General features: G+C 58.3%; 21 protein-coding genes and 4 pseudogenes. 5 read left to right on the top strand and 20 right to left on the bottom strand.

The window, feature by feature from the left end; genetic code table 11:
* Positions 1–167 precede the first annotated feature (167 nt).
* From ACYP5B_RS12585 to ACYP5B_RS12520, 14 genes and pseudogenes are all read right to left on the bottom strand, one after another.
* On the bottom strand, positions 168–1,589 hold the full coding sequence (locus tag ACYP5B_RS12585) for an HNH endonuclease (RefSeq protein WP_459569832.1): 1,422 nt from the start codon (positions 1,587–1,589) through the stop codon (positions 168–170).
* Positions 1,590–1,690: 101 nt separating this feature from the next.
* Positions 1,691–2,113: an HU family DNA-binding protein gene (locus ACYP5B_RS12580; protein WP_459569848.1), complete on the bottom strand. Its 423-nt coding sequence runs from the start codon at positions 2,111–2,113 to the stop codon at positions 1,691–1,693.
* Positions 2,114–2,172: 59 nt separating this feature from the next.
* Positions 2,173–2,481 carry a phage integrase family protein gene (locus ACYP5B_RS12575; protein WP_459569847.1) on the bottom strand — a complete coding sequence of 103 codons (309 nt, stop codon included), beginning with the start codon at positions 2,479–2,481 and terminating at the stop codon, positions 2,173–2,175.
* A 667-nt stretch (positions 2,482–3,148) separates the two neighbouring features.
* Positions 3,149–3,964 carry an amino acid ABC transporter ATP-binding protein gene (locus tag ACYP5B_RS12570; RefSeq protein WP_459569831.1) on the bottom strand — a complete coding sequence of 272 codons (816 nt, stop codon included), beginning with the start codon at positions 3,962–3,964 and terminating at the stop codon, positions 3,149–3,151.
* A gap of 46 nt (positions 3,965–4,010) precedes the next feature.
* On the bottom strand, positions 4,011–4,658 hold the full coding sequence (locus ACYP5B_RS12565; protein ID WP_459569830.1) for an amino acid ABC transporter permease: 648 nt from the start codon (positions 4,656–4,658) through the stop codon (positions 4,011–4,013).
* Positions 4,658–5,317: an amino acid ABC transporter permease gene (locus ACYP5B_RS12560; protein ID WP_459569829.1), complete on the bottom strand. Its 660-nt coding sequence runs from the start codon at positions 5,315–5,317 to the stop codon at positions 4,658–4,660. The genes ACYP5B_RS12565 and ACYP5B_RS12560 overlap by 1 nt, the downstream gene beginning before the upstream one ends.
* A gap of 22 nt (positions 5,318–5,339) precedes the next feature.
* Positions 5,340–6,236, bottom strand: coding sequence for a transporter substrate-binding domain-containing protein (locus ACYP5B_RS12555; protein WP_459569828.1), 897 nt, complete (start codon positions 6,234–6,236; stop codon positions 5,340–5,342).
* 184 nt (positions 6,237–6,420) lie between these two features.
* On the bottom strand, positions 6,421–6,594 hold the full coding sequence (locus ACYP5B_RS12550) for a hypothetical protein (protein WP_459569827.1): 174 nt from the start codon (positions 6,592–6,594) through the stop codon (positions 6,421–6,423).
* Positions 6,595–6,631: 37 nt separating this feature from the next.
* Entirely contained in the window at positions 6,632–7,657 is a 1,026-nt protein-coding gene (locus ACYP5B_RS12545; protein ID WP_459375184.1) for a glutamate cyclase domain-containing protein, read from the bottom strand.
* Complete coding sequence (locus ACYP5B_RS12540) at positions 7,654–9,057, bottom strand: aminotransferase class I/II-fold pyridoxal phosphate-dependent enzyme (protein WP_459569826.1); 1,404 nt, start codon at positions 9,055–9,057, stop codon at positions 7,654–7,656. The genes ACYP5B_RS12545 and ACYP5B_RS12540 overlap by 4 nt, the downstream gene beginning before the upstream one ends.
* 17 nt (positions 9,058–9,074) lie before the next feature.
* Entirely contained in the window at positions 9,075–10,070 is a 996-nt protein-coding gene (locus ACYP5B_RS12535; protein ID WP_459375182.1) for a glutamate cyclase domain-containing protein, read from the bottom strand.
* 10 nt (positions 10,071–10,080) lie between these two features.
* On the bottom strand, positions 10,081–11,400 hold the full coding sequence (locus tag ACYP5B_RS12530) for an MFS transporter (RefSeq protein ID WP_459569824.1): 1,320 nt from the start codon (positions 11,398–11,400) through the stop codon (positions 10,081–10,083).
* 81 nt (positions 11,401–11,481) lie between these two features.
* Positions 11,482–12,981: an aldehyde dehydrogenase family protein gene (locus ACYP5B_RS12525; RefSeq protein ID WP_459569823.1), complete on the bottom strand. Its 1,500-nt coding sequence runs from the start codon at positions 12,979–12,981 to the stop codon at positions 11,482–11,484.
* Between the two features lie 26 nt (positions 12,982–13,007).
* Positions 13,008–13,916: pseudogene (locus tag ACYP5B_RS12520) on the bottom strand (NAD(P)-dependent oxidoreductase); the annotation flags it as partial.
* A 507-nt stretch (positions 13,917–14,423) separates the two neighbouring features.
* Here ACYP5B_RS12520 and ACYP5B_RS12515 point away from each other — a divergent pair.
* Positions 14,424–15,344 carry a LysR family transcriptional regulator gene (locus tag ACYP5B_RS12515; protein WP_459375178.1) on the top strand — a complete coding sequence of 307 codons (921 nt, stop codon included), beginning with the start codon at positions 14,424–14,426 and terminating at the stop codon, positions 15,342–15,344.
* Between the two features lie 219 nt (positions 15,345–15,563).
* The gene (locus ACYP5B_RS12510; RefSeq protein ID WP_459569822.1) at positions 15,564–16,535 is read left to right on the top strand and encodes a Bug family tripartite tricarboxylate transporter substrate binding protein; all 972 of its coding nucleotides are present in this window, start codon (positions 15,564–15,566) and stop codon (positions 16,533–16,535) included.
* Between the two features lie 39 nt (positions 16,536–16,574).
* Here the strand turns inward: ACYP5B_RS12510 and ACYP5B_RS12505 are convergent, their stop codons facing one another.
* Positions 16,575–17,882, bottom strand: a complete 1,308-nt coding sequence (locus tag ACYP5B_RS12505) for an NAD(P)/FAD-dependent oxidoreductase (RefSeq protein WP_459569820.1) — start codon at positions 17,880–17,882, stop codon at positions 16,575–16,577.
* A gap of 244 nt (positions 17,883–18,126) precedes the next feature.
* Here ACYP5B_RS12505 and ACYP5B_RS12500 point away from each other — a divergent pair, with 244 nt between their 5' ends.
* The gene (locus ACYP5B_RS12500; RefSeq protein WP_459569819.1) at positions 18,127–19,032 is read left to right on the top strand and encodes a LysR substrate-binding domain-containing protein; all 906 of its coding nucleotides are present in this window, start codon (positions 18,127–18,129) and stop codon (positions 19,030–19,032) included.
* 210 nt (positions 19,033–19,242) lie between these two features.
* A complete protein-coding gene (locus tag ACYP5B_RS12495) occupies positions 19,243–20,415 on the top strand; it encodes an aminotransferase class V-fold PLP-dependent enzyme (protein ID WP_459569818.1) in 1,173 nt (390 codons plus the stop codon).
* A 365-nt stretch (positions 20,416–20,780) separates the two neighbouring features.
* Here ACYP5B_RS12495 and ACYP5B_RS12490 read toward each other — a convergent pair.
* From ACYP5B_RS12490 to ACYP5B_RS12475, 4 genes and pseudogenes are all read right to left on the bottom strand, one after another.
* Positions 20,781–21,135 (bottom strand): annotated as a pseudogene (locus ACYP5B_RS12490) (TCP-1/cpn60 chaperonin family protein); the annotation flags it as partial.
* Positions 21,122–21,379, bottom strand: a pseudogene (locus ACYP5B_RS12485) (IS66 family transposase zinc-finger binding domain-containing protein); the annotation flags it as partial. The pseudogenes ACYP5B_RS12485 and ACYP5B_RS12490, both read right to left, overlap by 14 nt.
* 80 nt (positions 21,380–21,459) lie before the next feature.
* Positions 21,460–21,804: a cupin domain-containing protein gene (locus tag ACYP5B_RS12480; protein ID WP_459569817.1), complete on the bottom strand. Its 345-nt coding sequence runs from the start codon at positions 21,802–21,804 to the stop codon at positions 21,460–21,462.
* 36 nt (positions 21,805–21,840) lie between these two features.
* Positions 21,841–23,157 (bottom strand): NAD(P)/FAD-dependent oxidoreductase, encoded by a 1,317-nt coding sequence (locus tag ACYP5B_RS12475; RefSeq protein WP_459569816.1) that lies wholly within the window; start codon positions 23,155–23,157, stop codon positions 21,841–21,843.
* 602 nt (positions 23,158–23,759) lie between these two features.
* Here ACYP5B_RS12475 and ACYP5B_RS12470 point away from each other — a divergent pair.
* On the top strand, positions 23,760–24,716 hold the full coding sequence (locus ACYP5B_RS12470) for an alpha/beta hydrolase (protein ID WP_459569815.1): 957 nt from the start codon (positions 23,760–23,762) through the stop codon (positions 24,714–24,716).
* Positions 24,717–25,314: 598 nt separating this feature from the next.
* Here the strand turns inward: ACYP5B_RS12470 and ACYP5B_RS12465 are convergent.
* Positions 25,315–25,630, bottom strand: a pseudogene (locus ACYP5B_RS12465) (hypothetical protein); the annotation flags it as partial.

Genomic DNA, 25,630 nt, shown 5'->3' with positions numbered 1-25,630 from the left:
GCCTCCTCAAATACAACGTGTGTTACTGCGCGGACGACGCCCAAATCGCAAGGATCGATGTTGAAGTCGGCGTCTCCTGGGCGCTGACAACGCTATCTCGCGTATTTGCTCGATGTATGACATCCACATGATCTCTCGCAGATCAGACAGGACTTCAACGTGCACACTCACAAAAGCGCAAGCCGTTCGAGCAAAACCTTTTTCAACTCGTTTGCACGCTCTCCATAGTGAGCCTCCCGATGGTCATTCGGACATAACGCCACGACGTTCTGTTCATTGTCTGGTCCGTCCTCGCATAGCGGAATCACATGGTGGGTCTCAAGAAACAGGGCACCGCTAGGCAATAAAAAGCCATCAACCCCACATAGCTCGCAGTTCCCACCTGCACGGCGTAAGACTGCATCGCGCACTAACCGACTTCTGACGTACTCAGAACGAGTGACCTCTCGAGTCGCAGCCTCCCCTTCCAGTAGCGAATGCTGATCCGCATACTTCCGTGATGGTGCAATGGCACCATTGAGGGTCGGCGCATCCGCAGGCAAATCGACCACCTCGGCTACTTGTTTCTGATCCACCAAGACTGAATCTGCGAACCCAACGTCTGACATCACCGCTATGCTGGACTCAACGCTAGACAGACGCCGGACACGCACCTTCCCCGTTTCCTTCTCATAGGAATCTACAATCCAGCTATTTGTGTCTAAGAAGCGAAGTGCCACGGTTGAAGAGTCGCGTCCGAGCGACTCTGCCGGCCGACGTTGGCCATCGACCACAATGACGCGAATTGGCTGTTTATCATCCCAAGCCCTGCGAAGCTTTGCATCGAGGTCCTTGGCGCGGTCTCCCTGACTGCGCGCTCGCCGTCGGCTTTCCGGATCTTCCTCTTCGTCTTCTGTGACTTCCTCTAAGCGGTCAGCCAGTGCGAGGATATTCTGCTCGACAACGATATGGCCCTCGCTGATGGCCATAGATGCGTGCCAGAAGCAAACAGCGATTGGCTCTCCGGGCTCACCAAAGGCCCAGTTATAACAGTAAGCTGGATTGCTTCGCGGCCGTGCTGCCTCAGTTCCATCTTGCTTTGTGTACCAACACTTGGTGCTGATCTTTGCCCTGGCAACCAAGTCGATGACTGCGCTATGAGTGCTGGGCCTAAGAGACGCCAGAGTCGCCCGCAGCTCATTCGATGAGCTACGCTTCCTGATTTCAAGTAAGTCTTCGTTGGCTAGAAATCCGCGACGAAGCCGCATGCATCCCTTCAGGAATTCCGTCACTTCGTTCAACTTCAATCCAAATATCGGCCAATCGCTTCCGAACTTGTGAATGTTGCACGATCGAGAGCATTTCTCTTTCTGAATATCGAGCCAACCAAGGACTTCTGCCAAGGAGTATTCCCAGGAAAGCCTGCTCTCACAAACGGCAATCTCAACATCATTCCCAAGCGCATTGCCCGACCAGTACACCGCCGCAACCTGCTGTTTCTCCCGGACAACTCGGAAGCCATGGACAAGGTCACCCCCGCGTTGGCCCCCGAACGCAAGAATTGCGTCATGCTCCAACACCTCCCGCGCAGACTTACCAAGCTGACCCATTTTCTCTCCGGTGCTTATGAACTTGCACGAGGACTTCCCCCGCTAAGAGCAACAAAAAAGGGAGCGGCAGCCCCCTTTCTTTGCATCCCTTTGACCTGCTCTTAGAGCGCAGCGTCCTTCAGCTTCTTCAGCGGGCGCACCTTCACCTTGACAGATGCCGGCTTGGCGGCAAACCATTGGTCTTGCCCCGTAAACGGATTCTTACCGAAGCGCTTCTTCGTGGCCGGAACCTGGATCGCGGCCACCTTGAACAGGCCCGGCAGCGTGAATTCGCCAGCGCCCTTCTTGTGGATAGCGCTCACGATGGTGTTCTCGAGGTGAGACAGGACGGTCTGCACCGTCTTCTTGTCCAGCTCCGTCTGGGTGACCAGGTGGGCGAGCAGACTCGACTTGTTGAAGGTGTCTTTCAGCGGCTTGGCTACCGGTGCTGCTTCAGCCGTCTTGGCCGCGGGTGCAGCCTTCTTCGCCGACGCTGCCGGTTTCTGTGCCGCAGTCTTCGTGGCGGCTGTCTTCTTCGTTGCCATGAGGCTCCTCTCGCAGAACACCGGCACTATCGCCGGAATTTGCGCAGGATAGCGAAATTTCAAAGGTGCGTCCATGCTGGATCGCTATTAAAGCAGCCAATCAGGCAAGGCGGAACAGAGGTACCACACCGGCCCTCCATTGTAGGTGACGGTGATGCCGTAACGGCCCATGGAGGCGCCAGCTCAAATTGGATGCGGACGAACTGCGCCAGGGCGCGAGCCGTGATGGGCCCGATACCCGGAATGTTCCGCCACCAGTTTCGGCGCTCGGCCATATGGGCCCGCAGCGCATGGAGGGTTGGCTCACCGGTGGCCTTGAGGCGCTGCGCGAGCGTATCGACAATCCACACCTCGACACCATCACCCAGGAGAGGCTAGCGCCGCGATGCGCCCCTCCAGCGCGTGAATGGCGGCTGGCTGCCGCCGCGAGCGTCAGGTCGAGGCATAATAGCCGCCCCTGGCGGAACTCGCCGCCCAGGGCTAATGCCGTGGCCAGTTCCATGTGCATCCAGTTGGTCATGCGGTGCACGCGCCGCGTGTCGTCAAATACGCCGGCGTCTGGCATGTAGCGCTCCCAGACCGCGCGCGGAGCGAGACCCTGCGCCACGGCACGCAGGTGCGCGAAATGTGCGCCGTGCAGGCGCGGCCGTGTCACGACGCGCGCCGGCTGGCCTTTTAACCTTTCAACTGATAAAAAGGGACCTCAAGCGCGAATGTGGCGTCCATGCCGGCGCTGGACGCGTCCTCTGGTCCGGAGAAAAGATCTGCAATTGGCGGCGGATTTCGGCGAAAGCCGGCATCGCAACGCGCATTTACCTTTGGCGGTAACTGAAAGCCCCGAAGCTCCTATGCATGAAGAGCGTCCCCGAAACGTGCGCGTCTAGTCATGTGCTGTATGGTGGGGCGGCGACGGCATATGCCAACTGATGAAGCGCTGTCAATACCCGGCCATTACATAGCTAGCCGGTCGCCACCCTCGCGGGTCAACCAGCATCCCCAGCCAAATTCCTGCGGCAAGTCGGGGCACGGCGGAATTCACGCAGTCAATGGCTGATGCGCTTGACTGAATCGACGAACGAAAGTCTTAAAGCGGTCTGTTACGGGATTCGCGAAGATATCTCTGGGATTACCATCCTCCAGAATCTTCCCCTGATAGAAAAACAGCAATCTGTCTGCGACGTCACGAGCAAACTGCATCTCATGCGTGACGATAATCATCGTCATCCCCTCCTTGCTCAGGTCTCGAATCGTACGAAGCACTTCCTCCACCAGCTCCGGGTCGAGCGCCGACGTCACCTCGTCGAACAGGATTACCTTCGGATGCATTGCAAGAGACCGTGCGATGGCGATTCGCTGCTGCTGCCCGCCAGAGAGTCTGGAGGGAAAGCTACTGGCCTTGTCCGCAAGCCCCACCTTTTCGAGCAACGCCATACACTCGTCGCGAATCTCGGATTTGCTACGACTGTGGAACATCAAAGGTCCCATCATCACATTATCGAGTGCAGTTCGGTGTGGGAAAAGATTGTAGTTCTGGAACACCATTCCCGCAGTCGTGCGCAGCCGGGAAATCTCAGCCTCGGACTGGCGCCTGCGCACATCAGTCCCATCAACGTGAACGTCCCGATACCCAACCAACTTTCCATCGACGTAGATGTTCCCTTCCTGGAACTCCTCGAGAAAGTTGATACACCTCAGCAGTGTTGACTTTCCTGAGCCACTGGGACCAACCATGACGACAACCTCTCCCTCATTGACATCAAATGATATTTCATCGAGTACCTTGAGGCTTCCGAACCACTTTGATACGTTCTGCACTTGTATCATGGGGCGATTATCATCTTTCGAATCCATGTTTTCTCCTAAAGACCCTGCTTACCATAACTGCATGCTTAGTCTATTAATCAAATTTAAGCTTGTGCTGTAAGTGACTCGCAAACAGAGAGATTGGGTAACAGATGGCAAAGTAAATCAGCATTACACCAAAGAACACCTCGAATGCAGCAAGCGTTCTCTCCACAACTTCGCGAGAGGCGTACGTCAGCTCCCAAACACCGACAATCGATGCGTAAGAGGTGCTCTTCACCGCAATAGATGCATTTGTCACCAGCGGCGGGGCAGCCAGCCTGAGGGCCAGTGGTAGCTGAACCTTCCGAAGAATCTGGCCGGGCATCATGCCGATACTCTTAGCCGCCTCGACCTGCAGCTTTGGCACCGCCAGAATTGCACCCCTGACAATATCCGTGACGAAGGCCGCGAAATATAGCGCCAGTGCAATCGCGGCGGCGAATGTTGGCGGCAATGCTACGCCAAGCTTTGGCAAGGCAAAGTAGGCCAGAAATATCAGTACCAGCACCGGTACTCCGCGGACGACGTAGATGTACGGCGTGATAATCCTCGAAGCGAACCGGGGCCCGACCGCTGCGATTGCGCCGAGTACCGTTCCCAGCCCAAAGCTAGCGACTACCGTGAAGACCGCCAACTGCAGGGTGACGGCGGCCCCCTGGAGAAGGTAAGGTAGTGACTCAACTAATGCCGACATTGCCATCACATCTTCTCCCGATAATGAGCTTCCAGTGCACGAAACACCAGACTCACCGTTGTCGTCATAAGTAGGTAGAACAGCGCCACGACGAGGAAGACCTCATACGAAACCGCCGTGCGTTCCATCGTTAGCTTCCCCGTAAGGGTCAGGTCCACAACACCGATGCCGGCAACCAGCGACGTGTCCTTGATAAGCACGGCAACTTGATTTCCAAGGCTCGGGATAACCTTCAATAGCGCCTGTGGAAGAATAGCTCGCAAAAAAACCGCCAACGGCCGCATCCCGATCGCTCGCGCGGCATCCCACTGCGTTCTCGGGATGGATTGAACCCCGCCACGCAGCACCTCCGCGAAGTAGGCACCGCTTTGGATGGCGATAGCCAACGCGCCGCAGTAGATCCCGTCCAGGCGCCACCCCAGGAGCGGCAGGCCGTAATACGCAACTAGGATGAGAACAAAAGTCGGCGTATTTCGTAGAAACTCAATGGCGGCATACACCGGCGCGCGCAGCATGACATGCTTAGAGAGCCTCGGGATGAGAGCCAGCGCGCCTACCACCAGCGCCAGCGGCAGGCTTAGTGCAACTATCGACAGCGTAGTGACAAAGCCCTCGCCGAACGGGCCGAGTATTGCCTCTAAAGAACAAATCAACGGAGAGAACATCGGTCGGCCTCGCGATAGATACTTACTTTACGTAGTACTTGGCGTTCGGTGGAGCCTTGCCAAACCACTTCTCGTAAATCGCCGTGTATTCCGGGTAAAGCGAGCCACCACGCATTTCACCGACGTAAGTATCCAAAGCAAGCCACCAAGCAAAGTCGCCGGGCTTCATGAACACAGCGTTGTTAGTTGCGGCGGTCATCTTCTGCGTCAGAAGGCGTACGTCAGGATTCTGCTTCACGTACCAGAGTGCAACGGGTTCGTCCAGTTGCGCCGCATCCACCCGGTTCGCCTTGACCGCCGTGAACTGAGCGCCAGTGGAGTCCAGAACCACTGCCTTGGCCTTAGGGAAAAACTGCTTGGCACGTGCAGCCTGCACAGGGGTCGACAGAATAGCGGTAGAGTACTTAGGATTGTCGAGGTCAGCGAACGTTTTGATGGGAGAGTCCTTCTTAACCACCACGACAATTCCGGAGTCGATATAGCCCTGTGTGAACGCAACGCGAGCAACTCGGTCGGGAAGGATTGTGGCCACGTGGATGCCGAAATCCACCTTCCCACTATTGACGTTTTCCCACCTGGCGGCTGAACTCTGCTTCACGAACTCGATGCGATTCGGATTGTCATCGCCAAAGAGGGACTTGGCGATAAGCTTGGCGATATCGATATCGAACCCGGTAAGGGCACCCTTCTCGTCGACGAATCCAAACGGTGGAGACTCGCTCGACACACCTACCACGACCTTCCCTTTCGAGAGCACCGCGTCCAGCTTGGAACTCTGCGCGTGGGCCCACCGAGGCGATAGCAGCGCGGTGAATGCGCAGACAATGGCTACAGCAATCAGTTTGAGTACAGATACCATGGCCATACGCTTGCCAGGTGAGCCGTCTGTAGCAAAGGTGGCCGTCTTGATTCCGTTCATTGCATTTACTCCGTTGGTAGTTTCCGTCTTGAGCAAGCACTGCACGTCCGCGACAGTTGCGTTGGTGCAGTTCCGAAGGTACAAATACCTGTAGCGCAGTCTCGGTATCCAGCCGACGTGCGCAAAGCAAGGCAGGTCGCTGCATTGGGCGGCCTTGTCCTCTACCAGCTAACTATCGCAACACTCAGTTGTAGCCAAGCACGGCGATGCTCTTCAAGTCCTCATCATCAGTTCCACAATCCAGCGGACACTGAACGGCGAACGGACGCTGCTTCCTTTCTGACTGCTCGTGCCTTGTCGGCATTCGCTCATTACTTTCGAGTTTGCTTCGATCAAAGCTCTCGTTGTTCGAGTTCATTTCTGTTCTACCTATTAAGATGACAATATCAATGCATCTATCGCACTACGGGTCGAACGATTGCGCGAAGCATCTCAACCATCGCAAGATGACTAGAGACGGGAATACCGTCGACATTTGGGTCGATGATGCCGACGACGGAGTTAATTAACCCGACATCGACCCCGCGGCGCAGTAGTTCTGCCTCCAGTTCCGGGGTGTGGAGCAAACGTGCGTCTCCTTGCCGCATGGCCAACGCGGCGGCAATTGCGTAGCAGCCCCAGTTGGAACAAGCAGCGGTCACTAGGACATCCGCACCAGTTACGGCTCCGATTCCGGCGCCGCACTCACATGCACATTTGTCGCCGAATTTCACGTGCTTGCGGACCGCTTCCGCAATGAGGCCCATCCCAATCTCATTGCCGCCATCGCCGACGGCAACGGTCGGGATGCCCCTCTTAATGGCTTCATCGAAGACGAAATCAATACGAGCTCTCTTCATGCCATAGTCGATTCCGCGCATGCTGTGATAAATGCCTTGCTCGTTACGGCCGACGCGTTCCGTTGAGAAAAACAAGACAGGTTTCAACTCGTCCAGGACCTGCGTGGCTGCGACCTTTGCTTCGTCGTCCTCAACCGGGAATGCCTGAAGTGACACGACTGCGAGACTGCCATCCTTACTCGCAATCCTCGCTTGCTCAATCGGCAGCACCGTGAGGCCTGCAGACGTCAACACTGCGCCCAGGCTATCCAGCAGTGTCGCTTCTGCCAGTACAACGCACAGGGCTTGCTTCGCGAGCGAGAGGGCGCGCACGATGGCTGCTGCGCCAGCGGGCCCGTCGTTCTCACCAACACTGGGAGAAATCCAGGCGCGGGATACGGAGCCCGTTGTCACCAGCACGGTAGAACCCTTTGGCACTGCCGCCAGTGCATCCGCCGCGGCTCCGACCAGGGGCTTACCAATCAGCGAACGCGCCGCAGCATGTAGGTGCTCAACCCCGCGCCCGCCGATGTCCAGTGAAACCAACTTGTCGAGGCGGTCATCGAACGCAGCGAGGTCAACTTTGGACGTGCTCGTGGTCATTGGGTGCCTCCCAAAATCAGTTTTGCCACTGCGTCCCTGTCGTGAATAATCTTGGCTATGGTGTCTAGCGACTTGTCCAAAGCGTCGATGACGGCTTCGACGCCGCCGACCCGCCGCAGCGCATCCAGCGTCGGCTTCAAGCGAACCGACACGCGGGCGCCCGGCTGACCATGCGTGTTTACGGTCAGCACACCGTGGTCACGGAGCAGGACCATACCCAACGCCGAAGTGGCCTCACACGGAACTACGACGGGCTTCTCATCCGTACGGCCTGCGCGCTCCATGAGAATCGCGAGGATGTCATTCTCGTCGACCATCGGTCCAAGGTCACTACGCTTGACACGCTCGTTCCCGAGTCGCTGCTGCAATGCAGTGACGAGCAGTTGGCCCGATTGCGATTCCTTCTGCAGGTCCTCTGCCGAGTACTTCTGAAGTGAACGCAGGACTGCTGCCGCGATGGGCGCGCGCGCCTCCATACCGAACTCGGACGCCTTGGCGCTGGCAGCGGTGACCAGGTCGGCGCGCCCAACCAGCACGCCAGCACGCGGCCCGGAGAGGCCTGCCTTGTCGCAATTGGTAATCGAGATGTCTGCACCGAGTTGGAGACTGAGCGCCCCCCCATGCAGGACGGGGCGAAGGCGAGCGCCGTAGGCCTCGTCGAGGAGAACAGTCGCATTACGGCGCTTTGAGAAATCCACCACTTGAGTGGTTACGTCGTCGTCCATCCGTTCAAGGCTGCTGGTGACCGTCGTCACGACAACAAGGCCCGGGCCTTCTGCTTCGATAGCCGAGCGCCAGTCCTTATCCCCCTGCACCTCCACGAGCTTCACCTGGGCGATACGCGCACCGCGTACAACAGACGCATGTGAGCGCCCGCCGGCTGGCACAACTGATACGACGGTCTTGCCTGCGCTGTTCGCCGCGATGGCCGCGATAATGCCGGCGCTGGTCCGGTTGAAGACGGCCACGGTGTCTTCTGGCTTCCCACCCATATGGGCGATAGCGACTCTCCGTAGGTCGTTCGCGACCAAGCCAGGGCCCACCCACTCCTCGCACAGCGTCAGCAGGTCGTCCGGCGACACAGGGAAGTCACGCTGGTTGCCAGTAAAAATGCCAACCGACTCGGGCCCGAGTTCACGTACGCGCTCCGCCGCTACGGCCTGCCCCTGCTGCAGGCGCCGTGCCTCATCCACGCTTGAGCGGATGATGGTGCCTCGTGCGAACCCCACTACGGGGTCAATAGGGTTTCCGAAACTATCTTTCGCCAGGCTATCGACGTCGGGGCGCTTGCCAGAAGAATTCTGCATACTCAATCCTGTTGTTTCCGATTCCACTGCCGGCATTCGTGCCAGCGAGTTCCGCTTTTCATCTGCCGAGGGGTCGTAGAGGTACACGCCCATAATCGAGAATCCATCCATTACTTCGACACTTTCACGATGCTGTTGAGAATGCCTACAAAGGCTGCATGTCCCTTCCAGTCGATGCCATCGACGGCGTCCTCTGCCAACGACGTGGCGCCATCTCGCGCACCTGATTCCACTGTTGCAGTGATGAGCTCTTTCTCAAGTTCGGGGGTATGAATCAGGTCGGGCATTTCGAGCGCTGAAGCCAGCGCCGCCGCTACCGCATAAGCACCCCAGTTCGACACGGATGCGCTGACAACGACATCCGTCGCAGTCGTTGTGACTACACCTGACGCGCATCCTCGCAGGCACTTTGCACCCAGCGGATGGACCGCGGTGATTTCGTCCCGGACGGCGCCAAATCCGACCTCGTTCCCACCGTCGCCGATCCCGACGGTGAGGATGTGACGGTTGCGAGCCACATTTGCTAGTTGATACACGTGGGCCACAGATTCGGGTTCGCGGCAGTCGCCTCGTACACCGTGGAAATAGCCCTCCACATTGGGGCCATCCCGCTCCACGAACAGGACAGCCGAGGGCTTTGTCTCGCGCACCATCAGTTCGGCAGCCATGCGCCCCATTTGCACGCCTTTGGGGAAGGCCTGCACTTCCACGCTTCCCTTGCCCTTGAGTGTTCTGCGCACAACGTCCGCCACCGCAGCGACCGGGGACATATGCGCATCCTCTGTAATGAGTACGGCGCGCGCCCCGAATCCCAATGCAAAGGCCCGGGCGAGTACTGCTGCCCCCGGGGGGCCATCCGTTTCACCCAACGGGAGCTTGGGCGGGACACCAGCCCCGGTAGCAATCAACACCGTGTCGCCAGGTTTGACTGCTGCCAGCAGCTTTCTTGCGGCCAATGTCGTCAGCGGTAACCCGTGGTGCCGACGACATGCTGCATACATAGGCGCAACGTAGCCCGCGGGCAGGCCACCAGTTAAGGGGCGGATTTCGACCGTCATCAACCTGTCAAGGCGCTCGCCGACAATCTCATCATTGGGGGTATTCACAGCAGCATCCTCAAGCGTCAATCGGGTCGCGATACGTTTCTTTCGCGAGGAAGATGCAAATCATCGAAATGACAGCAGCCACCACAACGAACCACGACACGGCATGGGAGCTACCCGTTTGCGCAACCAACCAAGCGGCGATAAGCGGAGTGGGAGCGCTGGAGATAATCCCCGACAGTTGATAGGCCGTTGAGGCACCACTGAAGCGATACCGTGTCGGATACTGCTCCGCGTAGATGACCCCGTGCAGCGAGCCCGTAGCGGCGTGACCGATGCCGAGCCCGAGCGTAATGGCGAGAACAATCAGTACCGGATTGCCAGTGTTCAGGAGCCAGAACAGAGGAAACGCGTAGACACCAAGAAAGAGCGTACCGAAGCCGTACACTTTCAGCCGACCGATTTTGTCCGAGAGCGCACCGAAGACGGGCTGCATGAACAGGTCGACAGCGGCGCCGACCAAAAGCGCCGTGGAAGCGAGGCTCCGAGGCAGGTGCAACGTTTGCGTTATGTAGGTCAGCGCATAAACCGTGATAAGGAAGTAGCCGACGTTTGCTACGCTCTGGAAGAAGACCATTACAAGGGTCTTCTTCTTCTCATTCGCCCAGACTTCCTTAAGCGGCGCTTTGCAGACTTCGCCTTTTTCAGCGAGTTTCTCGAATGCCGGCGGCTCGCTTACCTGAAGCCGGATGTACATGCCAACAACAAGGAGTGCGAGACTGAACAGAAACGGCAGGCGCCATCCCCAGGCGTAAAACTGCGAATCTGGCAAAGACGAGACCAGGGCGAATGCGCCAGAGGAAACAAGTAGGCCCGCTGGGACGCCCATCTGCATAGTGCTGCCAAAGAGTCCGCGACGCCCTTCCGGTGCGTGTTCGACGGACATCAGTGCTGCACCACCCCACTCACCGCCGAGCGCGAAGCCTTGCAGGACTCGCAGGAGAATGAGGAGACCCGGGCCCCAGTAGCCGGCTGACTCAAAAGACGGCAGCACACCAATCGCGGCGGTGCACAGGCCCATCAGCACCAACGTGAACACAAGCAGCTTCTTGCGACCCATTTGGTCGCCAAAGTGGCCAATGACCATGCCGCCCAGCGGACGGATGATGAAGGCAACTGCAAACGACGCCATCGAGGCGAAGGTCGCAAATTCTGGGGAAAGCCCATTGAAGAAGACTTTGGGGAAGACCAGCGCCGCCGCAGTCCCGTACAGGAAATAGTCGTACCATTCGACAGTCGTGCCGATGAACGAGCCGAGGGCCGCCTTAGTCGAGGCCGATCGTTCCTTTCGGCTTCCGACGTGAGGCGATGCAGTTGAAATGTGTGCAGTCATACCAAACTCCGCTTCGTGGACTTTCTTTATGCTCGTTGGCCGGCGTTGTAATGGCAGAACACCGGCCAACGGCTACTACTGTTAAACGTTGATGGTCACGCTCTTACGTGTGGTGTAGCTTTCCAGCGCACCCTCAATCGAGTACTCAGCGCCAATGCCGCTTTGCTTGGCACCGCCATACGACATCCCAGGAATCTGGCCACCGGCGCGGTTGACCTGGAGCCAACCCGCGTCAATCTTCTCGGTAACGCGCAGGGCTGTTGTCAGGTCGTTGGTGAATACGTAGGCTGCCAGGCCATACACCGTGTCATTGGCCCACGTCAGAACCTCCTCTTCTGTCGACCAAGGAATGGCGACCAAGACCGGACCGAACACTTCCTCGCGTGCCACGCGCCAGCTGTTGTCCACACCAGTGAAGATGACAGGGCCAGGGAAGAAGCCCTTCGCGTCCTCGACCGTCGGCGGAACCGAGCCCGTCAGCGTCGTGGCGCCTGCATCAACGGCCTCCAGGATGAAGCTCCGGACTTCTCGGTAGCGCTCCGCATTGATGATTGCCCCGATGTCGGTGCTCTCGTCCAGCGCGTCACCAATGCGCAGGTCATTGACCTTCTGCACGACCTTGCCCATGACCGACTCGAACACGTCCTTGTGGACGTAGAGGCGGGAGCCGGCGGTGCAAGACTGCCCTTGGCGCGCGAACCGCATGGCGGCGATGATGCCGTTCACGGTGGCATCAATGTGTTCAGGCGTGGCAGCGTCCGGGTACACGATGCAAGGGCTCTTGCCGCCGAGTTCCAGGGTGGCGTGTCCAATGCGGTCTGCGACAGCGTGAGCCACCAACTGACCGACTTCCAGCGACCCAGTGAAGGAGACTTTCGCCACGTTAGGATGTGCCGACAAGGGTGCGCCAGCTTCAATGCCGGTGCCGGTCACCACATTGAAGACGCCCGCCGGGAACAGGTCGGCGGCGAGTTCCGCAACCTTCAGCACGGCCAGGGGTGCGTCTTCCGCGGGCTTCAGCACCAGCGTGTTGCCGGTGCCCAGCGCCATGCCAATCTTCACTGCGGCCAAGACCAGCGGCGAGTTCCATGGGATGATTGCGCCGACGACACCCAGCGGTTCGCGCGTCGTGTAGCTGAACAGGCCAGGGCCCAGAGGCAAGGTCTCGCCTTTTTGCTCCGCGACCACGCCTCCATAGTATCGGAGTACTTCGGCTGCGCTTTGAACTTCAGGGCGGCTCTGCGTGCGCAGCGCGTTACCGGTCTCAGCCGCCAGAACGCGGGCGATTTCTTCCAGGTTGGCGGTAATACGATTGCCCAGCTCGGTGAGCAGGGCGCCACGCGAGCGTGATGCCAGCCGACGCCACTTCGGGAACGCGGCTGCGGCTGCGGCCACAGCGACATTTACGTCCTCGGCGTCGCTTGCGCCAATGGTGGCGATAACGGTGCGGCGGCACGGATTCTCAACATCTAGCGTGCGGCCTTTTGCCGGGGTAGTCCATTCACCATTTACCAGGAGGCCGGTCTTGCCGGCAGCCGGAATGACGATTTCAGGTTGATTCGTTGCAGTGGGGCTATTCACGGGAATCCTCGTTCACTTGACAGTGCTTATTGGTTGGCTGCGGGCAGGCTCAGGCGCACGCCCAGCAGCTCCTCATAGAGTTCGTTGACGCTAGTGGAATCCTTGCCGCCCAGGCCCTTGGCTCGCGCGGCGTTGTACGTCTGGCGTACGAGTTGGCCGAGGGGCATCGGGAGGTTCGAGAACTCTTCCAGGCACAGGGTGATGTCCTTGTGCATGAGGTCAATGGCGAAGTTCGCCGGACGCTCTTCGGTGAACAGCGTCTTGGGCAAGTAGTCCAGCATCTTGCTGCCGGCCAGGCCTGCGCCAAACACATCACACAACACTGCGAGGTTGGCCCCAGCCTTCACGCTCGCGGCCAGCACTTCGCCCAAGGCGACGGTGTTGATTGCGGTCAGCAGGTTGTGGCTGAGCTTCGTCAATTGGCCGGCGCCGGTGTCGCCGCAGTGCACGATGCGAGTAGCCAGCACGTCCAGCACGGGGCGCGCCTGCTCAATGACGTCAGCTTTGCCGCCAATCATGATGACTAGCTTGCCATTCGCCGCACCAAGGACCCCGCCGCTCACAGGTGCATCGAGGAATTCAACGTTCTGCTTCGCACAAGTGGCGGCGATGTCTTTCGTCGTAGCCGGGTCGACCGTACTGAAATCGATGATGATGGCGCCGCTCGGAATCGTCTTGAGAACACCTGTGCCTCCGGTCACCGCGTCACGCAGGGTCTTTGGGCTGGGCAGGCTTAGCAGCACCCGTTCCGCGCCTTCCGCTGCTTCAGCGGGCTTGCTGGCTGCAATGGCGCCCTTGGCGACAAGCTCCTGTACCGCTTGCTGATTCGGGTCGAAGACGTGAACCTCATGGCCGGCGTCGATAAGACGATTTGCCATACGCGAGCCCATGCGACCCACACCGATGAAAGCGACCTTCATTTGTTGAAACCTCCGAAAAACTTGAGAGACCGAACTCCAGACTCATAAGCGCAGCAGGCCGGTCCAAGCACCCGCGTGTCGCAGCATTTCGTCGTTCGCCTATGAGTTTTCTGCCTGGTGAACAAACTATAGTTTTCTGGAAAAGGAAAAAAAAGACGACTATATTTGACGCCAAGCGTAATTTTTGATTACTCTTTTACTTGCACATTTTTGGACTGCTGGAATGCCCAGCCTGGGTGCAAGAATTGATGCGTCGCATGAACTTGCCTCTGGAGCACGGTCGGCTCGGGCGGGATGGAACGCGTTACGGTATGCGCTGCAAAGGCTTGCTGGCTGTGGGTTTCTGGGGAACACTTTGTCGCGGCGCAGCAAAAACGGGGAAAACTGCGAACGGGATGTGCGTGTTTCGATGCTGGACAGACGCACCAAAGTGGACCGTTTTAACGCGAAAATTTTTTTGTCGTATTCGTCGTCCTAGGGTAAACGTTAGTTACCCAGGGCCTCGCATCCTCTGAGAGAACCATGCTTCACCTTGGCCGCTTGCATCTTCTTCACGAGCTATCAGTGCTCGGAACGATTTCCGCCGTCGCTGATGCCATGCAACTAACCCGTCCTGCAGTTTCACAACAGCTAGCGCTGCTTGAGCAAGAGCTCGCTACGACTCTTTTCGAACGATCCGGACGCAGTGTTGAATTGACGCCGGCAGGCCGGCGTCTAGTTGCCCGAGCGGCAGAACTCTTCGAAATGGTCGAGGACATCGAAGCGGAACTGGCCGCGGCCAACTCGCAAGTGACCGGTGAAATACGATTGGCTGCGTTCGGTTCACTAGCATCCAGCGTGGTGCCACAGGCCATAGCCAGCCTGGCCAAAGAGCACCCTCAACTGAGTGTGACCATCCTTGAACTCGAGCCTGCCGATGGTCTGAAGGCAGCCGCATCCAAGAAAATGGACCTCGCTGTCGTGGACGACCTGGTCAGTGCCGGCAACCTCGCTGCGCTACTCGAGTTCCACCCGTTATGCACGGACCATTTCGAGGCGGTGGTCGCCGCTGACCACAAGTTTGCTGGGAAGCGTTCCATCCAGCTCTCTGAACTCGCGCATGAACGCTGGGCATTGAACCAGTCTGCTGTGACCTATCATACGTTCCTGCTTAACGCGTTCCACGCTGCCGGCTTTTCGCCGCGCGTCATGAGCAGTTGCAGGAACATGGCAGCAACCCTTGAGATGGTCCGCACCGGTTACGCGGTGTCGGTGCTTCCTCAACTCGCCCTAAAAACGATAAGAAATGACCCAGAATTCTCCACGATTCCCATCCGGCCAATTCTCAACCGACGAATCTTCGTCGCATTACCAAAGGGAGCAGCTCAACGTCCGGCGGTCAGAGCAGTACTGACAGCTCTCGAGGCAGCAGTCCCGCCGGAAGCGGCCCTGACGGCACCCTAGTGTCGTTGGAATAAATGGCGACAGAGCGAACGTGGCCATTCGACGATGAGTTGAACTTCGTTAACACCACCATCTATCGTAAGATTTAATTACCCTTACAGTCAGAAATTATCGTCTTTTTCTTTCCTGAAGCCCTCTCTACTATTCCTTAAGAATGAAGCAGGAGGTGTCGTACCCTCGTTCGGGACCGACAGCCCGCACATTCCCACGGAGAGCAGCATGAGAGCACTAGTCAAAAGAATTCTTCCCGCCGCCTTGATGGGAATTGCGGGCCTAGCTGTGGCCCAGGACAGCTGGCCGAGCAAGCCCATTCGCCTTGTCGTCCCCTTCCCGCCCGGTGGTGCCGCTGACGCTGTAGCTCGTACGATTTCGGAGAAGCTTTCCAAGGAGTTGGGGCAAGCCGTCGTCATCGACAACAAGGCCGGCGGTGCAACAACAATTGCGTCTACCTTCATTGCACGCGCGACCCCGGATGGCTACACGCTCTACCTGGGCGGCATGAACCTGCATGGCTTAGATAAAGTACTGTATCCGGACATCTCATATGATGGAAATAAGGACTTCACGCCCGTCACGCGATGGGTTAGTTCGCCGCTGGTCATCGTCGCCAATAAGAGCTCTGGCATCAACACCATCGCCGACCTAATCAAGAAGGCTAAGGCGGCCCCCGATAAGGTCGCCTACGCGTCTGCCGGCAACGGCACCGTAACGCACCAAGCCGCGGTGTACTTCGACAGCGTAACCGGGGCGAAGCTCTTTCACGTGCCATATAGAGGTGGCGCACCCGCTGTTCTAGCGACTCTATCGGGCGATACGGCCGTGACGTTTGCAACGCCGCCTTCCGTTCTGCCAATGATTAAGGCGGGAAAACTACAGCCGCTGGCGGTCACCTCATCGCGGCGGTCGAGCCTCTACCCGGAAATCCCTTCGGTCCAAGAAGCTGGCATCAAGGGCTATAGCTACACGTTCTGGTACGGGCTCTATGGCCCGGCGAACCTACCAACCGCCATTGTCAACAAGCTGTTCCACGCAAGCCAGCGTGCTTTGGCCGACCCGAACGTGAAGCAGCAACTTGCGACACAAGGCATGGAGCCCGCACCCTCAGCCTCAATAGCTGAATTCAAGAAATTAATTGCAGAGGACGGTCCCAAAGTCGCCCAGATTGCAAGCCTGAAGGGCAGCAAGGATTGACCTGATTGGAGCTGGATTGCCCCAACCAGGAGACTGTGTTCAGTGAAGCTTCACCCGCGGTGCCAAGAAGCGTCGCAACCGGTGGGCCATCAGGTCCAAGAGCATGCGCCGATATCCGGAAATGGTGGATAGATGCATCCGGTACAGCGACGCATACATTGCCCTGGCCATCAATCCTTCCACCAGCATGCTCCGGCCGACGAGGCCACCCATGAGATTGCCAACCGCTCCGGAGCTGCCAACCGACACGAGTGAACCGAGGTCCCGATAACTGAACGTAGGCAGCGCGTCCCCACGAATCCTGCACTTAATGGCATTCACCATAAACGAAGCCTGTTGATGGGCAGCCTGCGCTCTGGGTGGAACGAACCGCCCTTTTTCCCACAAGCAGCTCGCGCAATCGCCAAGGGCGAATACGTTCGGATCGGTTTCGCTCTGAAGCGATGTGGTGACGTTCAGTTGTACTAGTCGGTTCAACGCAAGACCGTCCAGGAGTTCCATGACAGCTGGACCCTTGATACCGGCAGCCCACACCGTGATGTCAGCGGGAAACGTTGCCCCACCCCGTGTTGAGACGCGGTCCCCATGAACCTCCATCACAGAATCGCCGGTCATGATGTCAACACCAAGTCCGCGCAACAGGCGCGCCGTCGCCTCCGATACGCGTTCGGACAGGGCTGGCAATATCCGCGTCCCGGCCTCGACCAGGGTAATGTGGATGTCGCATCTTTCGTCCGCGCCATGCAGCCTGAAGTCGCGAAAGGCCTTTGCCGTTTTCTTGAGCTCCGCAGCGAGTTCCACACCCGTCGCGCCAGCGCCGATGATGACGACCTTGACCGGGCTCACTACACCTCGTGCCCTGCCGTCACTCTTCTGCGCGCACTTCCGCAACAGCCGACGTCGGAAGCGCTCCGCCTGCCACACAGAATCGAGAGAGATGGCATGCTCCTCAGCACCGGCAATGCCAAAGAAATGTGTCGTGCTACCTACGGCCAAAACCAGAGTGTCATATTCGAGCTCTCGTGCTGGAAAGAGAGGCTCATCGCCACCGTCCTCGTCGGGCACCGCCGCGAGACGAATCGAACGCCTGCTTCGGTCAAGGCCAACGAGTTCCCCGCGAGCGAAGGTGAAGTTGTGCCAGTGCGCCTGCGCCGCGTATTCGAGGTGATTGGTCGCGGGGTCGAGACTTCCGGCCGCAACCTCATGGAGCAAAGGCTTCCAAACGTGCGTAGGGCACTTGTCCACCAATGTGATATGCGCTTGCCGCCGTTTGCCAAGTGTATCGCCCAATTTTGTCGCAAGCTCCAGACCTCCTGCGCCGCCGCCAACTATTACAACTCGATGCATGAATTCACCTCTGATTGCAGAAAATTCTTCGCGCCTGGCATTCTTGATGCCACGAGGAGAGCAACACAGATCTTCTGCTCCGCCCCATCATTTTGCGAATCTATAGCCTCATTAAAGAGGCCCCAGCGCGGGGCGTCCAGTTATAAAAAGTTAGGCAGCAGTGAAGCTAATCTTAAGCGTTTCGCCAAATTGAGGGATACGTATTCACACACCGAGTGCGCACGCACCGCCATGGAGCCTGAAAATGCTTGATGTTGGAAAGCTACGGCTTCTGCGTGAGCTATCGCAACGCCAGACCATGAGTGCCGTGGCCGACGCTGTCTGCATCACGGCATCGGCAGTTTCGCAGCAACTTTCAAATCTCGAGCACGAAGCAGGAGTGGCGCTAATAGAGCGTTACGGCAGAGGCGTTCGACTAACGCCTGCAGGAAAGAATCTGGTCGCGTACGCCGACCGTGTCTTCGCGGTATTGGAGGAGGCCGATGCAGAACTCTCACGCATGCACGGGGTCCTTTCAGGCACTGTCAAGATTGCAGCATTCTCGTCGACGGCCGTTTCGCTGATGCCGCGTATCGTCACTGACCTAAGGGATAAGCATCCCGCTTTAAACATACATCTGCATGACTTCGAGCCTGCCGAAGGACTAGCGGCACTGCGTTCATGGCACATAGACTTGGCACTCATCGACGATATGTTCGTGTCAGCCCCTACCGACGTAGGTAGCATTGAGCGGCACTATCTCTTTACTGATGAGCTCTACGCGGTTCTACCTTCTGGCCACAGACTCTCGACATCGCGTACGGTCCAACTTTGCGACCTTGCCTCGGAGAACTGGGCACTCAACGCTCACACGAGCGCCTACTACCAAGCGATTGTCACCGCATGTAGAGCCGCAGGTTTCGAGCCGTCGGTGAACAGCAGCTGTCGCAATGTCGAAGTCACCCTTGCCATGGTAGCGAGTGGCTGTTCTGTTTCTGTCCTGCCGCGACTCCTCACCCAACGGCGACGTGGAGAACTTTGTGTCAAGAGGCTATCCCCCACAATGACGCGGAAGGTCGATGCCGCCATCCGCGCAGGTAGCAGCAGCGACCCTGCCATCTCAACCGTCCTTGAGTCACTACGACATGCAAGCCGGGAGGTCTACGGGTGAACCGGTCAACAGTTCCCCGATTCTTCGCCCGAAGACGCGCAAATGCCGAACACACCGGACACCTCCTATGGAGAACGCATATCGAAAGGCGAAATCCTCACGGCGGAAGCCATTTACAAATGCAAATCCCCCCTCAGTACTCCTTGTTCGTGCGACAAGAAAGCTGCATGAAGTAACGCATCCTATCCATTAAATATCGAGAATGTGACCATGACCAATCGATTCGACCTTTCCAACGTTCGGAGCGAGTTCCCCATTACAAAGCGGATGCTCTACCTAGATTCTGCACACCAAACACCACTGGCAACCAGCGTACGCGCCGCGTTGCGCAACTTCTACTCGGAAGGCCACGACATGGCAGGTCCGAAGCCGGTGTGGCTTAAGCGAGCCGAGCAGACGCGCCAACATGTTGCCAAGTTTCTGAACGCGCTCCCCAGCGAAATAGCGTTCACAAAGAATACATCTGAAGGTCTGAACATCGCGGCGAACGCTGTACCGCTTTCCGCCGGCGACAATGTCCTGATGATTGAAGGCGATCACCCGAATAATGCCTATGCGTGGCTAAATCTGAAGCGCAAAGGTGTTGAGGTACGTTTCATCAAGTTGACGGCAGAAGTTGCGACAGCTGCGACGTTCGCACCGCATGTCGACGCACGAACCAAGGTCATCTCGCTGTCTCATGTGACGTTCCATGCCGGACATCGACATGACATTGCCAGCATTGGCGAGCTATGCAAGCAACGCGGCATCTACCTGGTCGTGGATGCCATGCAGTCAGTCGGTGTTATTCCAGTGGATGTAAAGAAGCTTGGCATCTCCGTACTGGCAGCAGGCACCCACAAGGGTCTACTCGTGCCGCAAGGCCTCGGTATCATGTATGTCAAGAGTGGTCTCGACGAACTGCAACCCGCCTACTTGGCAATGTCCGGGTTGGCCAACCCACCTGCCGACTACATCGCACGTACTGAAGACCTGGAGCTTCGCAAGGATGCTGGTCGATTTGAGATAGGCAACCTGAACCTGCCGGACCTGCATGCATTGAGTGCAGCCATCGACCTCATCGGCGGTGTCGGTGTCGCAAAAATTGAAGAGCACGTTCTGTCGCTGGGCGACCGCCTGATTGGACACCTCGACGAACTTGGTATCCGGCTTGTCGGGCCGCGCACACGTCAGCACCGAACGCATATCTATGTGTTGGACCTGCCGGTCGACGAGTGGGTGGACTACCTTGCCCGTAACCAAGTACGCGTATCGCCAGAACGCGACGGCATTCGTATCTCATTCGCTATGTTCAATACTCTCGAGGACGTTGACCAGGTAGCGGAAATCATCCGGCGCGGCCTGAGCGCCAAGCGGACGCCGGTAGCGGCACAGGCTGGCTAATAAGCTGTTTCAAGTGCGACACGAGTCGCCGTCCGCCGCACGTCAAGCGGCATGCTGTAGAGGATGGCAAGCTCTTTCTTGCCTTGTCACATTCGACAACAATCTGAGTTGAGTATTTGAGGTTGAAGCCGTGACCTGCCGTGCGACCGGCAGTTGCCTACTGGCCACGTCATCTATACGAGTTCGTCGGGAAGCTGGCACCGAGACTCACGCCCGCGGCAATCGAGGAGACTCTGCTCAACGCCAGACCACCTAACTGATGATTAGAGCGCGGCGTCGAATCCGCCAGAGCGTCGCGGCGCGAGAGTTAGACCCGAACCGTGCTGCCCCGCAGCCGCCGCTCGCCTGCAGTCAGTCGGCACAAACTACATCATGCCTTCCGGGCCGCCCAGCATTGCCAGAGCCGAGTCTTCCTTCGAGCGTTTCGGCCGCGGCGCAGTCGGTGGTCAGCATCAGCGAAGCCGCCGAAGCGGCGTTCTGTAGTGCGGCGCAGGTGACCTTGGTCGGCTCCAGCTCGCCCATTTCAATCAGATCGCCGTACGCGCCCGAAACCGCGTTGTAGCCGTAGTTGCCCTTGCCCTCAATAACCTTGGCAACGATGACTGAAGCTTCTTCACCGACGTTCAGCACAATCTGGCGCAGCGGCTCCTCCATGGCGCGCAGCACCCCGCCGTTCTAGTCGGCATTGTCGCCGGTTAGTGCTGAGATCGCAGCGCGGGCAGGTGTACTTGGCGCGCTGATGCTGCAGGACACGGATCTGCTGCAGCACGATGTCCAGTTGCTCACTGAGCTCTACACCGATCTCGACGAGCGGCAGGTCGTCGTGCGGGCAGACGCGCTCGGACTCGGGCAGTTCGTGCCGGACTTCAACACGCGGTAGCGCCGGATCGAGCGGCTTGCGTCCGCCCTTCTTCCGCGAGTGGCCCGCCACCTCGATCCCTGGCGTACCTGACTCTTCCTGCGCCTCGCTCGTTGAACATTTCTCGCCAACACGCTAGGCAGTGAACTTCGTCCTGGCTAATGCCAAATCGTAAGTTTCTTGGCTCAAAGCAATACATAGACCTTCCGCACGGTCTCCTGGATGTTCCAAATGCCGTGGGTCTCGGGTGGGAAGAACAGCGTATCGCCACTGCCGAAGGGAAATACGTCTCCGGCGTCCGTCCGAAAATCGCCGGAACCACTGAGGATATACATCACTTCGGCAGCGGCGACCTGGCGCCGGAAGCGGCCGGGCGTACATTCCCATAGGCCGGTCTTGTACGAGGAACGCTCCGGGATGATTACTTCGGCGCTCGATACGCGGCATGCGGGATCGCCCAGGGACGCAATTGCCCCTTTATCAACGAGCGTGTCGATGGTTGCCGACGAACGGATAGCTTGAATGCCCATGGTTACACTTCCTATGATGTTGTTCGAACCCGTGGCTCACGAAAGTTTGTCTAGCAAGCTGTACCAAGCCACGCCTGCACCAATGTAGAAGCGCTGCAGGCGATGGAGCGGAATTGGCTTCAAGGCGGATACCGGATACGGAAAATCGCCCGCTTTACCTGTTAACTTTGCGGCCAGATGCTTCCCCATGCTTGTGCACAGCGCGATACCGCGGCCATTGCAACCCACGGCCATTGTGATTCCTGGTGCCGGTTGATGGACGTGTGGCATAAAGTCACGCGTTATCGCGATGCGGCCCGACCACCGGTATTCGTACTCCAGTGGTCCGAGTTGCGGAAACAGCAACGCCAGTGAGCGCTCCAGGTGCGAAAAATCCTTTGCCTCCCGCGGGTCTGAGAAGAATCCCCGGCCACCCATCAACAGCCGCCCCGTATGATCCTTCCTGAAGTAGAGCAGCAACCGTTGAGACGTTGCGGCGGTCTCCCCCCGCCCGAGAATGCCATCGGCGATTTTTGCATCAAGGGGGCGCGTTGCAACTATGAAGCTATTGGCGGGCAGCAGCGTCTGTTTCAGGCGGGGCCACAAGGAGCCCGCGTATCCATTGGTGGCGATCACGACCTCCTGGGCACTAACCGAGGCACCCGTCGAGAGAGTCGCTAACCACCTGCCGTTGCTGCGCTCGAGTGACGTGACGCCCGTACCGCCGTGTATCGCGGCTCCGGCGTTCTGGGCCGCCCGCACCAAACCTCTGGCGAAGCCCAGGGGCTGAATAGCGCCTGCGCGGGCATCCAGCCACCCTCCTGCGAATGCTCGAGTGCCGACGCGACGCTCGATATCACCGGAATCGAGCAATTCGACCGGAGCACCTCTCCGCTGCCACTGGCGGGCACGGGCATGCAGTGCCGGCAGTGATTTCTGTGAGTACGACAATTGCAGCCAGCCGGCACGAACTGGATGGCACTCAATTGCGTGACGGGCGATAAGGTCAAAAACCAGGTCCGCCGATCTCGATACTACATTGATAAGCGCTTCCGCACGCCGCTCGCCAAACATACTGACCAGTTCGTCGGGATCGTGCTTGAGTGTCGGATTGACTTGACCCCCGTTCCGACCGGACGCGCCCCATCCGGGCTCCTTGGCCTCCGTAACACAGACTCCCACCCCCCGTTCGGCCAGATGCAGCGCAGTAGACAGGCCTGTGTAGCCACCACCGATTACCAATACGTCGACCGTCTTTGATTCGCTCAAAGGTGCACTGGAACTTGGTGGTGGCGCTGTGGCCACCCAAAGCGATGGTGCAGTTTCTTTCCTGATTGCATTCAACTTCAATTCGGAGTAACTCGGAACTTCCATGACGCTACGTTTTCCCTTTGCCGTACTCGCACGTCTATATGCCGGCAGAATTGGTTGAGTTCCACATCATCTCTCTCCGTGCTTCGAATGAGCCAAAAGCCCCCTCACGAGATGATTTAAATGAATCTCGCGATCCCGAAAAATGTTCGAATAGAAAGCGTTGCTAGTAGCGGTTAGCGCATTACCCTGCTCTGGCGTTGTTGCGACTACCGCTCATCGGTGTTTCCCCTCGCATTTCGATTCCCATACCCAGTATCGCAAGCGCCTGCGGCGCACTGCGCATCGCAACTTCAACGGTATGCCGAGCCTAGCCAATTTGGAATCGATTCATTCCCAGCCGGCATATCAAAATCCACCGCAAGCGACGAGATTTGCTTCAGAATTGGTCACATTGCATCGCTTCTGCACATCAACATTGAGACGACATGAGCAAGCCGCCTTTGGGCCGGGACATGAGAGTCCCGATTGGCGCGCTCACCGCCGTTCCGCACGCTCGACGTACGGAGGCCGCCGGAAGCAGTCGTGACTATATGTGCTGAGTCTTGCAGAAGCAGCGGTGGGCGCATATGCGACCCGCATCTTTTTCTGAATGGAGGACTCAAATGTATGAATACGATGGACTTGAGCTCGCCCCGGGCTACGCGACACACCTCGACCGGCTGAGCGCGGTGGCACGCGACAACCCCCTCCAAGGGCTAGCCGGCACGCGACTGCGTTACGATATTCTTGGCGAGCGCTACACCTATGCGCGGCCTGCCGGCATGCGCGTACGCAACACTTCTGTCGTGCTGCCAGGCAGAGAGATCCCACTGCGAATCTACTGGCCCGCCCACGAAACTACACCCGCTGTTATCTTGTACATCCATGGGGGCGGTTTCGTCGCGGGGAGCCTAGACTCCCATGACATGATTGTCGCGCAGTTGGCCCAGGCAACCGGCGCGGTCGTCGTAAGCGTCCAGTACCGACGTACGCCTGAGAATCCGTATCCGGCTCCTCAAAACGATTGCTGGGAAGCACTGCAATGGACGGTGGTCAACGGGGAGTTGCTCGGCTGGGATGCATCGAGGCTCGCCGTCGCAGGCGATAGTGCGGGTGGGCTGCTCTCCACCGCTGTCTGCATGCTGGCGAAGCAGCGAGGCGGCCCAAGTATCCGCTGCCAGGCATTGATTTACGGCGTATTCGATATGAACCCGGAGAGACTGTATTACCGGACTGCGAAAGACACGACGTTGACTTATGACTCAATACGTCCTCTAGTTCCTGCATATCTCGGATCGCATCCGCGCGCAGCAGGCGATCCGGTAGCTGTCCCTCTTCGCGCGAGCACCGAAGACTTGCGCGGTTTGCCTCCCGCGTATCTGCTTAACGCGGCATACGACTCGTTGTTGGAGGAGGAACTTGAGTACGCAGCACTGCTTGAGGGAGCCGGCGTTCCAGTAAAAATCGAAACGGTTCCGGGGACCATGCACGGCTTCTTGCGCGCGATGGACGTCTGCCCGGCAGCCAGGGAGGCCTTCGATCGCATGGCGGCAGCCATGAACCGCCGTTTGGCGGCCTAAACACGGCCAAACCACAACCACGCCGGCCCGCCCGATACCGTTATGTCCCCACCAAAGCGCCCCTCGGTTGGGATCGGAACGCTTCGGGAAAGTTGACAGCCCCGGGTTCGACTACCACCATACCTGACCATTGGCACGCGAGACACTGCCAGCCTCTGGTCACGGCTAGTGGCTTGACGGACAGCGATTTCGCGTCCTTGCCACCGTCGGCTGATGGCACCGCAAATGGGCAAACTTGGAGGCCGACGTCCACTTATCCAGGTGGTGTGTGGGCCCGGACTTGGATCGTGTAGCGGCGCGCCTTCGCGACGATTGTCATCTCACCATGGCTCACTCGGCCACCCGCCGAGCAAGGTCGTCTGAATTGAAGTCAATGCACCCGTAGGGAAAGCGAGTCCGTCGTTCTCGACTGTCCAACTCCGGGGAAACGTCACTGATACTGCCTCGTCGTCCGAAGCCGAGCCAAGTCAACCCGGGCCTCTGCCAACACGGTTAGCGCGGCATCGAACTGCTCTTGCGGAATCGTGAGCGGATACGTAAGCGTCAGCGGAACCCATCCGTAATGGATTTGACGGCTTCCTCTGTTCGTGAATGCCAGCTACAGATCGACCACTTTACGCAGGAGCGCGAAGGAGACCCGCCAGTGGCCTTCGTCGGGATTGCACTGTACGGACCCGGTCTTCTGGTTGACACGCACGACGGTGCCGATGCGCTCGTGCAGGTGCTGGTCGGTAAAAGCCACCGTGTCACCGACCATGAAGTCAGCACGCTGCGCACGTGGCGGTGGCGGTGGGTCGTGCGGTGGCGATTGGGCCGCAGCGGTGGCATCGGCGATGACCGCGGCATAGGGCAAGGCCCAGCGCCGGCGCGTAGCGGTATCCTCGACCACGGCCTGGGTCTGCCGAAGTTCGAGG

The sequence above is a fragment of the Cupriavidus sp. 8B genome (assembly GCF_054589115.1).
This window is presented reverse-complemented; position numbering and strand designations above follow the sequence as displayed.